This is a genomic window from Methylosinus sp. C49 (genome assembly GCF_009936375.1).
In the GTDB taxonomy this organism is placed as follows: Bacteria; Pseudomonadota; Alphaproteobacteria; order Rhizobiales; family Beijerinckiaceae; genus Methylosinus.
In genome coordinates this window covers 247124-260120 of record NZ_AP022332.1, presented here as the reverse complement: position 1 = coordinate 260120, position 12997 = coordinate 247124, and the positions used below count along the sequence as shown (strand labels likewise).

At 66.4% G+C, this 12997-nt stretch carries 17 protein-coding genes; 10 read left to right on the top strand and 7 right to left on the bottom strand.

Going from position 1 to position 12997, the window contains the following annotated elements; all coding sequences use genetic code 11:
• The first annotated feature begins 25 nt into the window (after positions 1 to 25).
• The 3 genes from GYH34_RS01245 to recR are packed head-to-tail and all read left to right on the top strand — an operon-like array spanning position 26 to position 2847.
• Complete coding sequence (locus GYH34_RS01245; RefSeq protein WP_161912007.1) at positions 26 to 1873, top strand: DNA polymerase III subunit gamma/tau; 1848 nt, start codon at positions 26 to 28, stop codon at positions 1871 to 1873.
• A 25-nt stretch (positions 1874 to 1898) separates the two neighbouring features.
• On the top strand, positions 1899 to 2222 hold the full coding sequence (locus GYH34_RS01240; protein ID WP_018267059.1) for a YbaB/EbfC family nucleoid-associated protein: 324 nt from the start codon (positions 1899 to 1901) through the stop codon (positions 2220 to 2222).
• A 19-nt stretch (positions 2223 to 2241) separates the two neighbouring features.
• Positions 2242 to 2847: a recombination mediator RecR gene (gene recR, locus GYH34_RS01235; protein ID WP_108915733.1), complete on the top strand. Its 606-nt coding sequence runs from the start codon at positions 2242 to 2244 to the stop codon at positions 2845 to 2847.
• A gap of 246 nt (positions 2848 to 3093) precedes the next feature.
• On the opposite strand, the gene GYH34_RS01230 is transcribed toward recR, so the two are convergent.
• From GYH34_RS01230 to GYH34_RS01215, 4 genes are all read right to left on the bottom strand, one after another.
• Positions 3094 to 3543, bottom strand: coding sequence for a biopolymer transporter ExbD (locus GYH34_RS01230; RefSeq protein ID WP_161912006.1), 450 nt, complete (start codon positions 3541 to 3543; stop codon positions 3094 to 3096).
• Entirely contained in the window at positions 3524 to 4267 is a 744-nt protein-coding gene (locus tag GYH34_RS01225) for a MotA/TolQ/ExbB proton channel family protein (RefSeq protein ID WP_161912005.1), read from the bottom strand. Before GYH34_RS01225 ends, GYH34_RS01230 begins: the two co-directional genes overlap by 20 nt.
• Before the next feature lie 48 nt (positions 4268 to 4315).
• Complete coding sequence (locus tag GYH34_RS01220; protein WP_161912004.1) at positions 4316 to 5044, bottom strand: hypothetical protein; 729 nt, start codon at positions 5042 to 5044, stop codon at positions 4316 to 4318.
• A 160-nt stretch (positions 5045 to 5204) separates the two neighbouring features.
• Positions 5205 to 6380: a TIGR03862 family flavoprotein gene (locus GYH34_RS01215; protein ID WP_348983920.1), complete on the bottom strand. Its 1176-nt coding sequence runs from the start codon at positions 6378 to 6380 to the stop codon at positions 5205 to 5207.
• Positions 6381 to 6508: 128 nt separating this feature from the next.
• On the opposite strand from GYH34_RS01215, the gene GYH34_RS01210 reads away from it, so the two are divergent.
• Positions 6509 to 7540 (top strand): RluA family pseudouridine synthase, encoded by a 1032-nt coding sequence (locus GYH34_RS01210; protein ID WP_161912003.1) that lies wholly within the window; start codon positions 6509 to 6511, stop codon positions 7538 to 7540.
• A gap of 24 nt (positions 7541 to 7564) precedes the next feature.
• Positions 7565 to 8008, top strand: a complete 444-nt coding sequence (locus tag GYH34_RS01205; protein WP_161912002.1) for a DUF2267 domain-containing protein — start codon at positions 7565 to 7567, stop codon at positions 8006 to 8008.
• A 7-nt stretch (positions 8009 to 8015) separates the two neighbouring features.
• Here GYH34_RS01205 and GYH34_RS01200 read toward each other — a convergent pair whose 3' ends face one another.
• The gene (locus tag GYH34_RS01200) at positions 8016 to 8336 is read right to left on the bottom strand and encodes a type II toxin-antitoxin system PemK/MazF family toxin (RefSeq protein WP_161912001.1); all 321 of its coding nucleotides are present in this window, start codon (positions 8334 to 8336) and stop codon (positions 8016 to 8018) included.
• Positions 8323 to 8553 (bottom strand): NAD(P)H-dependent oxidoreductase, encoded by a 231-nt coding sequence (locus GYH34_RS01195; RefSeq protein ID WP_161912000.1) that lies wholly within the window; start codon positions 8551 to 8553, stop codon positions 8323 to 8325. The genes GYH34_RS01200 and GYH34_RS01195 overlap by 14 nt, the downstream gene beginning before the upstream one ends.
• A 331-nt stretch (positions 8554 to 8884) precedes the next feature.
• On the opposite strand from GYH34_RS01195, the gene rpoH reads away from it, so the two are divergent.
• The 5 genes from rpoH (at position 8885) to GYH34_RS01170 (ending at position 12022) form a co-directional block, all read left to right on the top strand.
• Positions 8885 to 9775: an RNA polymerase sigma factor RpoH gene (rpoH, locus tag GYH34_RS01190; protein ID WP_161911999.1), complete on the top strand. Its 891-nt coding sequence runs from the start codon at positions 8885 to 8887 to the stop codon at positions 9773 to 9775.
• 100 nt (positions 9776 to 9875) lie between these two features.
• Positions 9876 to 10811, top strand: coding sequence for a protein-methionine-sulfoxide reductase catalytic subunit MsrP (gene msrP / locus GYH34_RS01185; RefSeq protein WP_161911998.1), 936 nt, complete (start codon positions 9876 to 9878; stop codon positions 10809 to 10811).
• A gap of 1 nt (position 10812) precedes the next feature.
• Positions 10813 to 11442 (top strand): protein-methionine-sulfoxide reductase heme-binding subunit MsrQ, encoded by a 630-nt coding sequence (gene msrQ / locus GYH34_RS01180; protein WP_161911997.1) that lies wholly within the window; start codon positions 10813 to 10815, stop codon positions 11440 to 11442.
• 51 nt (positions 11443 to 11493) lie between these two features.
• Positions 11494 to 11754 carry a type II toxin-antitoxin system RelB/DinJ family antitoxin gene (locus GYH34_RS01175; protein ID WP_161911996.1) on the top strand — a complete coding sequence of 87 codons (261 nt, stop codon included), beginning with the start codon at positions 11494 to 11496 and terminating at the stop codon, positions 11752 to 11754.
• Positions 11741 to 12022: a type II toxin-antitoxin system YafQ family toxin gene (locus GYH34_RS01170; RefSeq protein WP_161911995.1), complete on the top strand. Its 282-nt coding sequence runs from the start codon at positions 11741 to 11743 to the stop codon at positions 12020 to 12022. The genes GYH34_RS01175 and GYH34_RS01170 overlap by 14 nt, the downstream gene beginning before the upstream one ends.
• Before the next feature lie 45 nt (positions 12023 to 12067).
• Here GYH34_RS01170 and GYH34_RS01165 read toward each other — a convergent pair whose 3' ends face one another.
• Positions 12068 to 12949 (bottom strand): 3-hydroxybutyryl-CoA dehydrogenase, encoded by an 882-nt coding sequence (locus GYH34_RS01165; protein WP_018267072.1) that lies wholly within the window; start codon positions 12947 to 12949, stop codon positions 12068 to 12070.
• Positions 12950 to 12997 lie beyond the last annotated feature (48 nt).

Genomic DNA, 12997 nt, shown 5'->3' with positions numbered 1-12997 from the left:
GGGCGGACCCCCTCCGGGCGATAAGATGGACGACGAGCATTCTGCGCCATCCGACGCCCTTTTTCCCGCCGAGCCGCAGGCCAAGCGCGAGGGGCAGGCCGCCTATCGCGTGCTGGCGCGCAAATATCGTCCCTCCGGCTTCGCCGATCTCATCGGCCAGGAGCCGATGGTGCGCACGCTCGAGAACGCCTTCGAGCTGAACCGTATCCATCAGGCCTATCTCTTGACCGGCGTGCGCGGCGTCGGCAAGACGACCACCGCGCGCATTCTCGCCCGCGCCTTCAATTACGAGCTTCCCGCGCGGGACGGCCGCCCCGCCGTCGATCGCCCGACGATCCATATGGACGCGCTCGGCGCGCATTGTCAGGCGATCATCGATTCGCGCCACCCGGACGTGCTGGAGATGGACGCCGCCTCGCACACCGGCATCGACGATATTCGCGAGATCATCGAGAATGCGCGCTATCGGCCGGTGATGGCGCGCGTCAAAGTCTACATCATCGACGAAGTGCACATGCTCTCCAAGGCCGCGTTCAACGGCCTGCTGAAGACGCTGGAAGAGCCGCCGGAACATGTGAAATTCATCTTCGCGACGACGGAGATCGACAAGGTTCCCGTCACCGTGCGCTCGCGCTGCCAGCGCTTCGATCTGCGCCGCATAGACGCGGGCCTGCTCGCGGCGCATTTGCGCAAGATCTGCGATCTCGAGAGCGTGACGATCGAGGACGAGGCGCTGGCCATGGTCGCCCGCGCGGCGGAAGGCTCGGCGCGCGACGCGCTGTCGCTGCTCGATCAGGCCATCGCCCACGGCGCGGCGGGCGGCGGCGCGATCGCCGCGCAGGATTTGCGGCTGATGCTCGGCGTCGCCGACAAATCCCGCGTCATCGATCTCTTCGAGGCGGCGATGAAGGGCGAGATCGCCGCCGCCATCGCTTTGCTTCAGGACCAATACGACGGCGGCGCCGATCCGGCGCAAGTGCTGCTGGAGCTCGCTGAATTCACCCATCTGGTGACGCGGCTGAAGCTCGCGCCGGACGCCGCGCAATCCAATGCGCTGACGGAAGAGGAGCGCCGCCGCGGCGGCGACGCCGCGGGAACGCTCTCCATTTCCGTGCTGACGCGGGCGTGGCAGATTTTGATGAAGGGCGTCGACGAGCTGCGCAGTTCGCCGCGTCCTCTCGCCAGCGCCGATATGGTGCTGGTGCGTCTGACCCACGCCGCCGAAATGCCCTCGCCGGAGGAGGCGCTGCGCAAGCTCGGCTTCGGCCAAGGCGGCGCGCCGCGTCCCGCGCCGGGCTCGGCCCCCGCGGCGGCGCCCGGCGGCGAGCGGCCCCCGGTCGCGCTCGCGCCGGCGCCCAAGCCCGCAGCTTTCTCGCCCGCGCCTTCCGTGGTCGCGACCAGCGCCGCGCCGGCCCAGCGCCGCGCCGCGGAGCCATCCCCGGCGGCGGGGGTGAAAATCGCCGATTTCCGCGCCCTCGTTGCCCTGGCCGGCGAGAAGCGCGACATACAATTGAAGATCGCGCTCGAGACGGAAGTGCGGCTCGTGCGCTTCGAGCAGGGACGCATCGAGTTCGAGCTGACGCCGGGCGGCTCGGCGCGGCTGCCGCAGCTCTTGATGCAGAAGCTGCAGGACTGGACCGGGACGCGCTGGCTGGTGGCGCTCGCCGCCGGCGGCGCGCCGACGCTGCGCGAGGAAGCCGTGGCCCGCGAGAGCGAGAAGCGCTCCGGGATCGAGGCCGATCCGCTGGTGGCGAGCATTTTGGCGCGGTTTCCCGGCGCGGAGATCGTCGCCGTGCGCGGCAAGGAGACGGAGCAGGCCGCGACGGCCGGCGCCGAATTGGCTTATGACGACGAGGAGCCGGACGACGTCTGAAGCGTCGCCGCGCGGGGAGAGAGACATGCTCGACTTCATGGGACTGATGAAGCAGGCGCAGGCCATGCAATCGAAAATGGCCGAGCTGCAAGGGCAGCTCGACCAGACTCTGGTGGAAGGCGAGGCCGGCGGCGGGCTGGTGCGCGTGACGATGACCGCCAAAGGCGCGCTGCAGCGCCTCGCCATCGATCCGAGCCTTTTGAAACCGGAGGAGAGCGACATTCTCGAGGATCTGATCGTCACCGCCCATGCGCAGGCGCGCGCCAAGGCGGAGGAGACGCTCGCCGAGAAGATGAAGGAAGTGACCGGCGGATTGCAGCTGCCGCCGGGTCTGAAGCTGCCGTTCTGAGCGCTTCGAGCGAAACAAAGTGGCCGAACGCATCGCTGGACCCGAGATCGAGCGCCTCGTGCAATTGCTGGCGCGATTGCCCGGGCTCGGGCCGCGCTCGGCGCGGCGCGCCGTGCTGCATCTGATGCGCAAGCGCGAGGAATTGCTCGGCCCGCTCGGCGAGGCGATGCGCGTCGCGCATGAGCGCATTCTCACCTGCACGACCTGCGGCAATATCGACACCAGCGACCCTTGCGCCATCTGCCGCGACACACGCCGCGACGCGGGCATTCTGGTCATTGTCGAGACGGTGGCCGATCTCTGGGCGCTGGAGCGCGCCGGGCTGCTGGCGGCGCGCTATCATGTGCTCGGCGGCGTGCTGTCGCCCCTGGATGGCGTCGGCCCCAATGAGCTGAACATTGCGAGCCTGATGCAGCGCGTGAGCGAGGGCTCCGTGCGCGAGGCGATCATCGCGGTGAACGCCACTGTCGACGGGCAGACGACGGCGCATTATCTCGCCGATCTTCTGGCGCCGCTCGGCGTGAAAACGACGCGCCTCGCCCATGGCGTGCCGGTCGGCGGCGAGCTGGATTATCTCGACGAAGGCACTCTGGCCGCAGCGCTGGAACGCCGCACGGCGTTTTGATTCGCGGAGCTTTCCCCGAATAAAAAACCGGGTCGCCGGCGCGCCTGGGGAGGGTTTGCGCCGACGACCCGTAGTCGGGCCAAGTCGAGGATGCGTGAAAAGTCGAGGATGCGTGAAAAGTCGGGGCGGCTCGAAACTGGTCAGCGAAGAAAAAGCGCAGGCAGATTCGATTGGCTTCCGGCGGATCGGCTCGCGCGGCCTTCGCCGCATTCCTTCTCCCCGCGTGCGGGGAGAAGGCGAATACGATCAAGGCGCGGGGGCGGATTTCGCGCCGCCCGTCGGCGCCTCGGAGACCAGCGCCACCTTGGTGTAGCCGGCGGCGTTGATCGCCCCCATGGCCTCGACGACGCGGCCGTAGGGCACGGTCTTGTCGGCGCGCACATGGATGCGGCGATCCTTGCTGTTTTCGCTGCCGTCGCTGAGCGCGGCGAGCAATCCGTCCGCCGGAACCTCGCGCTTGTCGACGAAGAAGCCTCCGCCCGCGTCGACGCTGACGACGATCGGCGGCTTCTGATCGTTGAGCTGCTTGGCGGGCGCCTTCGGCAGATCGACCGGAATGCCGGAGGTCATCAGCGGCGCGGCGACCATGAAGACGATGAGCAGGACGAGCATCACATCGACGAGCGGCGTGACATTGATATCGGCGATCGGCTGGGAATCGAATTCCGAATCGTGCTTACGCAACGCGAAGGCCATGACGCTCCCCTTTGCGCGAAAGATGACGGGACAGCTCGACCTCGAAGACGCCGATGAAGGCGGTCACGCGCTTGCCGTAAGCGCCGATGTCGCCGCTGATGCGGTTGTAGAAGATCACCGCCGGAATAGCGGCGACGAGGCCGAGCGCGGTGGCGAACAGCGCCTCGGCGATGCCGGGCGCGACCACGGCGAGGCTGGTGTTGTTGGAGGCGGCGATGCCCTGGAAGGAGTTCATAATGCCCCAAACCGTGCCGAACAGGCCGACGAAAGGCCCGACGGCGCCGATGGTGGCGAGCCCCGGCAGACGCTGCTGAAGCTGATCGATCGCGGCGGCGCTGGCCAGCACGCAGACGCGATGCACGCGCTCCTGCAGAGCGTCGCGCTGGCCCTCGGAGGCGACGAGATCGGACGAGCGCTGATACTCCTCCACCGCGGCCTTATAGACCTGCGCCAGAGGATCGCTGGCCGGCGCGGCGAGGAAGGCGGGCGCGACCTCCGTCACCGGAAGATCGTTCTGAACGCTCTCGATGAGCGCGCTGGCGCGGCGATGCAGCAGCGACAGGCGAATGAGCTTCTCGGCGATCACGGCCCAACCCCAGGCCGAAGCGAGCAGCAGCAGCACGATGACGGTCTTGACGATCGAATCCGCCTGCAGAAACAGCTCGACCGGCGAGAGGGCGTGGGCGACGGCGGCGGAAGCCGCGCCGATTGCTGGATCACTCATCTTGATTTTCGTCCTTTGTCGGCGAGAGAGACGTTTGCGGCGAACGAGTTAGAAGACGACGCCGCCGCTGACGGCGAAGACGCGTCCGATCGCCGGCAGCGAGCCGCAGCGCGAGCCGACGCGCGTCGCTATGGCGTCCAGCGTGGCGTTGCCGGAGGAGGAGACGATGTTGAATCCCGTCATCGCGCCGCCGGCGCTGAATGTCGCCCGATAGGCGACGCGGCCATGCTTGGGTATCGGCCCGTCCGGCGCCGCGTTGCGCGCCGAGCGCTGCATGCAGGACAGGAATTGATTGGCGGCGATAGATTGCTGCGCATTGGCGTTGGCCGTCGCGGCCTGCGCCGGCGCGGCGTCCTGGCGCGCGGCGGTGGCGGGGCGCGGCGTCGGCGGCTTTTTCTCCACCACTTTGGGAACGGGCTTGGGCGCCGGCGGCTTCGGCGGCTCGATCGGCGCGACAGGCTCGATCGCCTCGGGCGGCGGCGGCGTGTCGTCGATCTCCTCGGGCTGCGGAATCTCCTCCGGCGGCGGCTGATCGACCGCAGGGCTCGGGACGACGACCAGCTCGAGCGGCTCTTCCGTCGTCGGCTCCGTATGCGGCAGCGCGAAATTCACCGCCGCGGTCAGGAGCAGCGCATAGGCGAGCGCCGCCGCGACGCCAACCGCATAGTTGGGGCGGCCGCCGTCGGGCAGCAGAAGCGATTGGGTGGTGCGAAACTCTCCCGTCGTCGTGATCGTTTCCGGCGCCGCAATGAACGCCTCCGCAGCCGCAGCCGTCATGGAATGATCCCCCTCGTGCGAAACATTACCCGCCATTAAAGATTATAATTCCTATAGAAGCAATGGGCTTAGTTGCGACTTTTGTCGATTCGGCGAAATTCGCTCGCCGGCGCCGATCCCACAGAAACGATGTGCTACGGCAGAGGAAAGCGAGAGGTCGTCATTTCGGCTCCGCCAGTCCGAGGCGCCACGCAACGCCGCGCGCCGCCACGAAAGCGCTCGAAAAGCTCGCCTGAAGCAGATAGCCGCCGGTGGGCGCGTCGAAATCCAGCATCTCGCCGGCGACGAAGACGCCGGGAAGCTTTTTCAGCATCAGATCGTCGTCGAGCGCCGCGAAGCGCACGCCGCCGGCGGTGGAGATCGCCCGCTCGAGGCCCGCCGTCGCGACAATGGCGAGCGGCAGATTTTTCACGCGCTCCGCCAGCGCGTCCGGCGCCTGCGGCAATGGCCCGCAGAGGCGCAGCAGCGCGATCTCCAATTTCGTCAGCCGCAGCGTCTTGCACAAAAATGTCGCGAGCGATTGCTTTTCACGCGGGCGCGCGAGCCTTTGCGCGAGCGTTTCCGCCGTGCTGCTGGGGCGCAGATCGACATGCAGTGTGGCGCCCTCGCCGCGCGCGAGCGCGCGTCCGAGCGCGGAAGCGAGCGCATAGACGGGACCGCCCTCGATTCCCCTTCGCGTGACGACGATATCGCCGAGACTGCGCGCCTCGCCATGACGTAGAGCGATCGTCTTCAGCGGCGTCCCCTCGAAGGCCTTTGCGAAATCGGCGGGCCAATCGATGACGACGGCGCAATTGGCGGGAAGGAGCGGCGCGATCTCGACGCCCTTCGCCCGCAGCGTTTCGACCCAGCCGCCATCGGCGCCGAGCCGCGGCCAGGAGGCGCCGCCCAGCGCCAGAATCACGGCCTCGGCGGCGATCTCGCGGCGCGCGCCGCTCGCATCCGCGATCAGCGATGCGCCGCTCTCGGCAAAGCCCTCGAAACTGGCGCGCGTCTCGATGCGCACGCCATTGGCGGCGAGCCGCCCGAGCAGCGCCCGCAACAGAGGCGAGGCCTTGAAGCTCTTTGGGAAGACGCGCCCGCTCGAGCCGACGAAGGTTTCCTCTCCCAGCTCCGCGCAATAATCGCGCAGGCTCTGCGGCGGAAAGGCTCCGATGATCGGGCCGAGCCGATCTGCAGCTTCGCCATAACGGGCGATAAATCTATCGAGCGGCTCGCTATGCGTGATATTGAGGCCGCCGCGCCCGGCCATCAGAAATTTGCGGGCGACGCTCGGCTTGCGCTCATAGACGGTCACGCTCGCGCCTTGCCGCGAGAGCAGGTCCGCGGCGAACAGGCCGGCCGGTCCGCCGCCGATGACGACGCATTTCGGCGAGGAAGGGGCGGGCGTTATGGCGCGGGCTCCGATGCGAAAACGAGGACAGGCGCGCTGGTTAGCACGCCGACAGCACGAGAAGGAAATCCATGCGCGAAGGCGCCGCAGAAATCGCTTTGATCGAAGAGGAAGACGATATTCTGTTCTCCTTCGAGGTTCCGCCGGAGGCGGCGGGGGCGCGGCTCGACCGCTTCCTCGCCGAGCGGCCGGAGCTCGTCGCCGCCCATCTCTCCCGCACGCGGCTGAAAGCGCTGATCGAGGATGGACGGCTGACGATCGGCGCCGCAGCCGCGCGCGACGCCAGCCGGCGTCTCGCCGCAGGCGATTCCGTCACCCTCGCCGTGCCGCCGCCAGAGCCCGCCGAGCCGCAGCCCGAGAATATTCCGCTGAATGTCGTGTTCGAGGACGCGCATCTTCTGGTCGTCGACAAGCCCGCCGGGCTGGTGGTGCATCCCGCCCATGGCCATGAGACGGGAACGCTGGTCAACGCGCTGCTCGCCCATTGCGGCGCGAGCCTCTCGGGCATAGGCGGCGTCAAAAAGCCCGGCATCGTGCATCGCATCGACAAGGACACCTCCGGCCTGCTGGTCGTCGCCAAGACCGACGCCGCGCATAAGGGCCTGTCGCGCCTCTTCGAGGATCATGGCCGCAAGCTGCATCTGGTGCGCGAATATCTCGCCTTTGTCTGGGGCGCGCCGGAGCGCCGCCATGGCGTGATCGAGGCGCCCATCGGCCGCCACTCGACCCAACGCGAGAAAATGGCCGTCGTGCCCGAGGAGCGCGGTCGCGAGGCGGTGACGCATTGGGAGCTGGTCGAGAGCTTCGGACCCGCTTCGCTGGTGGCCTGCCAGCTGGAGACCGGCCGCACGCATCAGATTCGCGTGCATATGGCCCATATCGGTCATCCGTTGATCGGCGACGCTGCCTATGGCGCCGGCTTCAAGACCAAGACCGCGCTGCTCTCCCCCGCCGCCCGCGCCGCCGTGGAAACGCTCGGCCGCCAGGCGCTGCACGCCGCCTCGCTCGGCTTCACCCATCCGGTGACGCGCGAGGAGCTGATGTTCGAGAGCGAATTGCCGGAAGACCTCACGGCTTTGCAGAGGGCGCTCGAAGCGAGCTGACCCGCTACGACGAGACGACGAGCCATGCCGATTCCGATGGAGTATCAGCACGCCTCAGAGGAGTTCGAGCGCTTCCTGCGGCTCGTCGTCGAACGAACGGGGCTGGCGACGCGCAATCAGGCCTATACGACGGCGCAGAGCGTCCTGCTGACATTCCGCCGTCGTCTCGAAATTTCTGACGCCATTCGCTTCGCCGGCGCGCTTCCTCCGGTGCTGCGCGCGATCTTCGTCGCCGATTGGGACGTGGAGGAGCCGCCGCGCGCATTCTCGTCCCGAGCGGCGCTGACCGAGGAAGTCCGATCATTGCGGCGCGACCATAATTTTTCGCCCGACAGCGCCATCGTCGATGTCGCCGGCGCTCTGCGCGCCTGCGTGGACGAGGCGGAATTCGATCGCATGCTGGCGACGCTCCCGCCCGGCGCCGCGGAGTTCTGGCGCGTCGCCCCGGCCGGTTCAGGCTTCGCTTGAAAACACTTTAGAGAGCGAGCTGGACTCTAATCGCTCGCTCGACGGCCTCCATATCGTCTCGCGATAGCTTCCCGAGGCGATCTCTGAACCGTTCCTTCGCTGCGGTCGTCAATTGATCCGCCATCGCTTTGCTCTGCTTGGCGCCGATGGAGACCACGGCTTCGCTCGGATAGAGCCTCCCGGTGTTGCTGGTCAGTGGCACGACCTGCACCCGGTTCAAGGCGGCGTTGGCGGCGTCGTTGCTGACGATGACGGCTGGCCTGAGCTTGCGTATCTCGCCCCCTTTCGAGGAGTCGAAGTCGATCCACCAAACCTCACCGCGCAGCATTGCGCGCGTCCACGATCAGAGCCTCGCTCCAGTCCAGCGCCTCCTGCTCGCGCGTCGCATCCGCCGCCATCGCGCGATAGGCGTCGGCGAGATCGTCGCTCAACACATGCGGTCGCGCCAAATCCTCGAGGAAGCGGCTGATCTTCCTTCGTCCAATGACACGGACCAAGCCGTCATAAACCGCTTCGTCGATCGTGATCGTCACCTTCTTCTGCATAGCGCAACCTCGGGTCGTTTCGACAGAGCATAGGTGGAGATTAGCATCCGCAAGAGGTAGACGCATTCGCATTCGCGCATCGTCCGCGCCTGCGCCGCCTCTGCGCGTGACACCGCGCCGCCGCGCGCTAAGTAGCGTTGGCAATCTGCGACGCCCCCTTTGCGACGCCCCTACGCATATTACAGAAATTTAACCCGGCGGCCATTTGGCGCTTAGCGAAGAGCCATCTTTCGGCCATGCTCGGATCGGTCTATATTGAGGCGTTGCGGCCGGCGCTTGCGGTCGCGCATTACGGGCTCGCCGCATAGCGGGGGCCCGTCAGGAGGTGAAAATGGCGAACGCCCTGCCCATCGTCTCCGGTGAAAGCGGCCTCGCGCGGTACCTCGCCGAGATCCGCCGGTTCCCCATGCTGGAGCCGCAGGAAGAATATATGCTCGCAAAGCGCTGGCGCGAGCACGAGGACCCACAGGCCGCGCAAAAGCTCGTCACATCCCACCTTCGGCTCGTCGCCAAGATCGCCATGGGCTATCGCGGCTATGGCCTGCCGATCGGCGAGATCGTGTCCGAGGGCAATGTCGGCTTGATGCAGGCCGTCAAGCGCTTCGAGCCGGACCGCGGCTTTCGCTTGGCCACCTACGCCATGTGGTGGATCCGCGCCTCGATTCAGGAATATATCCTGCGCTCCTGGTCGCTCGTGAAAATGGGCACCACGGCGAGCCAGAAGAAGCTGTTCTTCAATCTCCGCAAGGCCAAGAGCAAAATCTCAGCCTTCGAGGACGGCGATCTCACGCCAGAGCATGTCGCGACGATCGCCACCCGCCTCGGCGTCTCGAAGCAGGACGTCATCGAGATGAATCGCCGCATGGCCGGCGACGCCTCGCTGAACGCGCCGCTGCGCGAGGAAGGCGAAGGCGAGTGGCAGGACTGGCTGGTCGACGACGCCTCCACCGATCAGGAGCATGTGCTCATGCATCAGGAGGAGAGCGACAATCGGCTGGACGCGCTGCGCGGCGCGCTGACCGTGCTCAACCCGCGCGAGCGCCGCATCTTCGAGGCGCGCCGCCTCTCCGAAGATCCGGTGACGCTCGAGGATTTGTCCGAGGAGTTCGGCGTCTCCCGCGAGCGCGTGCGGCAGATCGAGGTCCGGGCCTTTGAGAAGGTGCAGTCCGCGGTGCGCGCCGGAATTGCCAGGCTCGAGGCGCTGCCCGCGGCCTCGCTTTGATACGAAGGCCGAGAGCGGCGTAACGCTCTCGCGCCGGATGACGAAATAGGAGCGGCGGACCCATGAGGGCCGCCGCTCTTTCTTTTCGCCCGAGGCGCAAATGCTGATTCGTCATTCGCCCGAAATCGCCCCATCCGAGATCACGCCGCGCTCCCTCTATCTGCGGCGGCGCGAGTTTCTCGCCGGATTCGGCGCGGGCCTCGCTTTCGCGGGCGCGGCGCGAGCGGCGCCGCTCGCCGCCATGCGCAGCCCTTTCTCGACGGACGAGCCGAAGACGCCGCGGGCGGATGTGCTCGCCTATAATAATTTCTATGAGTTCGGCGGCCGCAAGGGCGATCCGGCCGACAACGCCCATAGGCTCACTACCAAGCCGTGGAAGGTGCGGATCGACGGGCTCGTCGCCAAGCCGGCCGATTACCAGCTCGAGGATCTCATAAAGCCGTCCGCTCTCGAGGAGCGCGTCTATCGGATGCGCTGTGTCGAGGGCTGGTCCATGGTCATTCCCTGGATCGGCGTCCAGCTCTCCGAGATATTGAAGCGCGCTGAGCCTTTTGGCTCCGCCAAATATGTGGCGTTCGAGACTCTGGTGCGGCCGGAGGAGATGCCCGGCCAGAAGGGCCTGCTGCAGCTTCTGCCCTGGCCCTATGTCGAGGGGCTGCGGCTCGACGAGGCGCTGCATCCGCTCACAATTCTCGCCACCGGCCTCTATGGCGAGACGCTGCCCAATCAGAATGGCGCGCCGCTGCGGCTAGTGGTTCCGTGGAAATATGGCTTCAAGGGCATCAAATCCATCGTGCGCATCTCGCTGGTGGAGTCGCAGCCCAAAACGTCCTGGAACATTCAAAATCCGCGCGAATACGGCTTCTATTCCAACGTCAATCCGAACGTCGAGCATCCGCGCTGGAGCCAGGCGACGGAGCGGCGCATCGGCGAGGGCGGGCTCTTCGCCAAAAGGCGGCCGACGCTGATGTATAATGGCTATGGCGATCAGGTCGCCTCGCTCTATGGCGGCATGGACCTCGAGCGGTATTTCTGACATGCGCGCCGCTCTCCGCATCCCGAAGCTCGCCGTCTACGTCGCGGGCCTCATCCCGGCGGCCTGGACCTTCTATCTCGGCCTTCAGGACCGGCTGGGGCCGGAGCCGATCAAGACGCTCGAGCAGGGGCTCGGGCTCTGGTCGCTGCGCTTTCTGCTGCTGTGCCTGCTGATCGCGCCGCTGCGCCGCGCGGCGGGCGTCGATCTCTTGCGCTATCGCCGTGCGCTGGGACTGCTCGCCTTTTATTACGCGGCGTTGCATCTTTCCGCCTATGTCGCGTTGGACCATGGACTCGACTGGACCGCCATCGGCCGCGATATTTTGAAGCGGCCCTATGTGACGATCGGCATGGCGGCTTTCGTCATCCTCGTCCCTTTGGCCGCGACCTCCAGCAACGCCGCGATCCGTCGGCTCGGGGCCGCGGCCTGGGCGCGGCTGCACCGGCTCGTCTATGTCGCCGCCATATTGGCGGCGACGCATTTTCTGCTGATCGTGAAATCCTGGCCGGCGGAGCCCCTGCTCTACGCCGCAGCGACCGCCGCGCTATTGGCCGCGCGAGCGATTCCTGCGGCGTCGCGACGCGAGAGACGCGCGACGGAGGGCGTCGCTCCCGGCAGGCCGCAGGCCTGACTATCGAAGGGGCTGCCGCATGTGCTACATTGTGGCCCAAGGAGACGAGCCATGACCAACACCGTCGTCCGTGCGCGCATCGACGAGCATGTGAAAGAGGAAGCCGCCGCCGTGCTGGCGACCATCGGCCTGACTGTGTCCGATGCGTTCCGGCTCATGATGGTTCGGATCGCGACGGACAAGACCTTGCCGTTCGAGCTGCTCGTGCCGAACGCTGAAACGGTCGAGGCTATGAAGGCCGCTCGCCGTGGTGAGCTCGTCGATGTCGGCGCCCCTGAAAACCTGCTCCAGAGCCTGAATGCGGGCGATTAAATACACCTCGCGCTTCCGGCACGATTATCGGCGTGAACGGTCAGGGGTGCTGGGCAAGAAAATCGATCAGCTGCTTTTGGACGCCGTCAACCTTCTGGCGGCAGATCAGCCGTTGCCAGCGCGATATTGCGACCATGAATTGATCGGGGAATGGAAGGATCACAGAGATTGCCACCTTCGCCCCGACCTATTGCTCATATACCGCAAGCCTGACGCTGAAAGGCTGGAATTGGTGCGCCTCGGCTCACACAGCGAGCTCGGATTCTGAAAGCCCGGAGCATTCCGGCCGTGCGGCCTTGCTCCAGGCGTCGCCTCAGCGGGTCGGGACCGGCGTGCCGCTGCGGTAATCGTAGAAGCCGCGCTGCGTCTTGCGGCCGAGCCAGCCGGCCTCGACATATTTCACCAGCAGCGGGCAGGGCCGATATTTGGAGTCGGCCAGCCCCTCGTGCAGCACCTGCATCACCGACAGGCAGACGTCGAGGCCGATGAAATCGGCGAGCTGCAGCGGCCCCATCGGATGATTGGCGCCGAGCTTCATCGCCGTGTCGATCGCCTCCACCGAGCCGACGCCCTCATAGAGCGTGTAGATCGCCTCGTTTATCATCGGCAGCAGGATGCGATTGACGATGAAGGCCGGAAAATCCTCCGACACCGTCACCGTCTTGCCGAGCTCGCCGATGAATTGCTTGGCCGCCTCGAAGGTCTTGTCCTCGGTGGCGATGCCGCGAATCACCTCGACGAGCTGCATCTTCGGCACCGGGTTCATGAAATGAATGCCGATGAACTGCTCCGGCCGCCCCGTCACCGCGGCGAGGCGGGTGATGGAGATGGAGGAGGTGTTGGTGCCGATGAAGGCGCCCGGCCGCAGCTTGGGGCCGAGCTCGGTGAGGATGCCGCGCTTGACCTCCTCATTCTCAGTGGCGGCCTCGATCACGAGGTCGCTGTCGGAAAAAGCGGCGTAATCCTTGGCCGGATGGATGCGGGCGACGGCGGCCTTGCGGGCCTCCTCGTCGATCTGGCCGCGCTCCACCGCCTTGGCGAGATGCGTCGCTATATCGTCCAGGCCGGCGTCGATGCGGCTCTCGGAGAGGTCGTTGAGCGCCACATCGAAACCCGCGACCGCGCAGACCTGGGCAATGCCCTTGCCCATCTGCCCGGCGCCGACAATGCCGATCTTGCGAATTTCAGAGCCCATCTTTCGAACACCACCAGCGAGAAGCGGAGCGCTTCCAATTCAGTATAG

Excerpts from the sequence above, each read along its gene's own strand:
- GYH34_RS01245 (WP_161912007.1), top strand. The coding sequence starts at position 26 with ATGGACGACGAGCATTCTGCGCCATCCGACGCCCTTTTTCCCGCCGAG.
- GYH34_RS01240 (WP_018267059.1), top strand. The coding sequence starts at position 1,899 with ATGCTCGACTTCATGGGACTGATGAAGCAGGCGCAGGCCATGCAATCG.
- GYH34_RS01230 (WP_161912006.1), bottom strand. The coding sequence starts at position 3,543 with ATGGCCTTCGCGTTGCGTAAGCACGATTCGGAATTCGATTCCCAGCCG.
- GYH34_RS01225 (WP_161912005.1), bottom strand. The coding sequence starts at position 4,267 with ATGAGTGATCCAGCAATCGGCGCGGCTTCCGCCGCCGTCGCCCACGCC.
- GYH34_RS01220 (WP_161912004.1), bottom strand. The coding sequence starts at position 5,044 with ATGACGGCTGCGGCTGCGGAGGCGTTCATTGCGGCGCCGGAAACGATC.
- GYH34_RS01210 (WP_161912003.1), top strand. The coding sequence starts at position 6,509 with ATGCGCGAAGGCGCCGCAGAAATCGCTTTGATCGAAGAGGAAGACGAT.
- GYH34_RS01205 (WP_161912002.1), top strand. The coding sequence starts at position 7,565 with ATGCCGATTCCGATGGAGTATCAGCACGCCTCAGAGGAGTTCGAGCGC.
- GYH34_RS01200 (WP_161912001.1), bottom strand. The coding sequence starts at position 8,336 with ATGCTGCGCGGTGAGGTTTGGTGGATCGACTTCGACTCCTCGAAAGGG.
- GYH34_RS01195 (WP_161912000.1), bottom strand. The coding sequence starts at position 8,553 with ATGCAGAAGAAGGTGACGATCACGATCGACGAAGCGGTTTATGACGGC.
- rpoH (WP_161911999.1), top strand. The coding sequence starts at position 8,885 with ATGGCGAACGCCCTGCCCATCGTCTCCGGTGAAAGCGGCCTCGCGCGG.
- msrP (WP_161911998.1), top strand. The coding sequence starts at position 9,876 with ATGCTGATTCGTCATTCGCCCGAAATCGCCCCATCCGAGATCACGCCG.
- msrQ (WP_161911997.1), top strand. The coding sequence starts at position 10,813 with ATGCGCGCCGCTCTCCGCATCCCGAAGCTCGCCGTCTACGTCGCGGGC.
- GYH34_RS01175 (WP_161911996.1), top strand. The coding sequence starts at position 11,494 with ATGACCAACACCGTCGTCCGTGCGCGCATCGACGAGCATGTGAAAGAG.
- GYH34_RS01170 (WP_161911995.1), top strand. The coding sequence starts at position 11,741 with ATGCGGGCGATTAAATACACCTCGCGCTTCCGGCACGATTATCGGCGT.
- GYH34_RS01165 (WP_018267072.1), bottom strand. The coding sequence starts at position 12,949 with ATGGGCTCTGAAATTCGCAAGATCGGCATTGTCGGCGCCGGGCAGATG.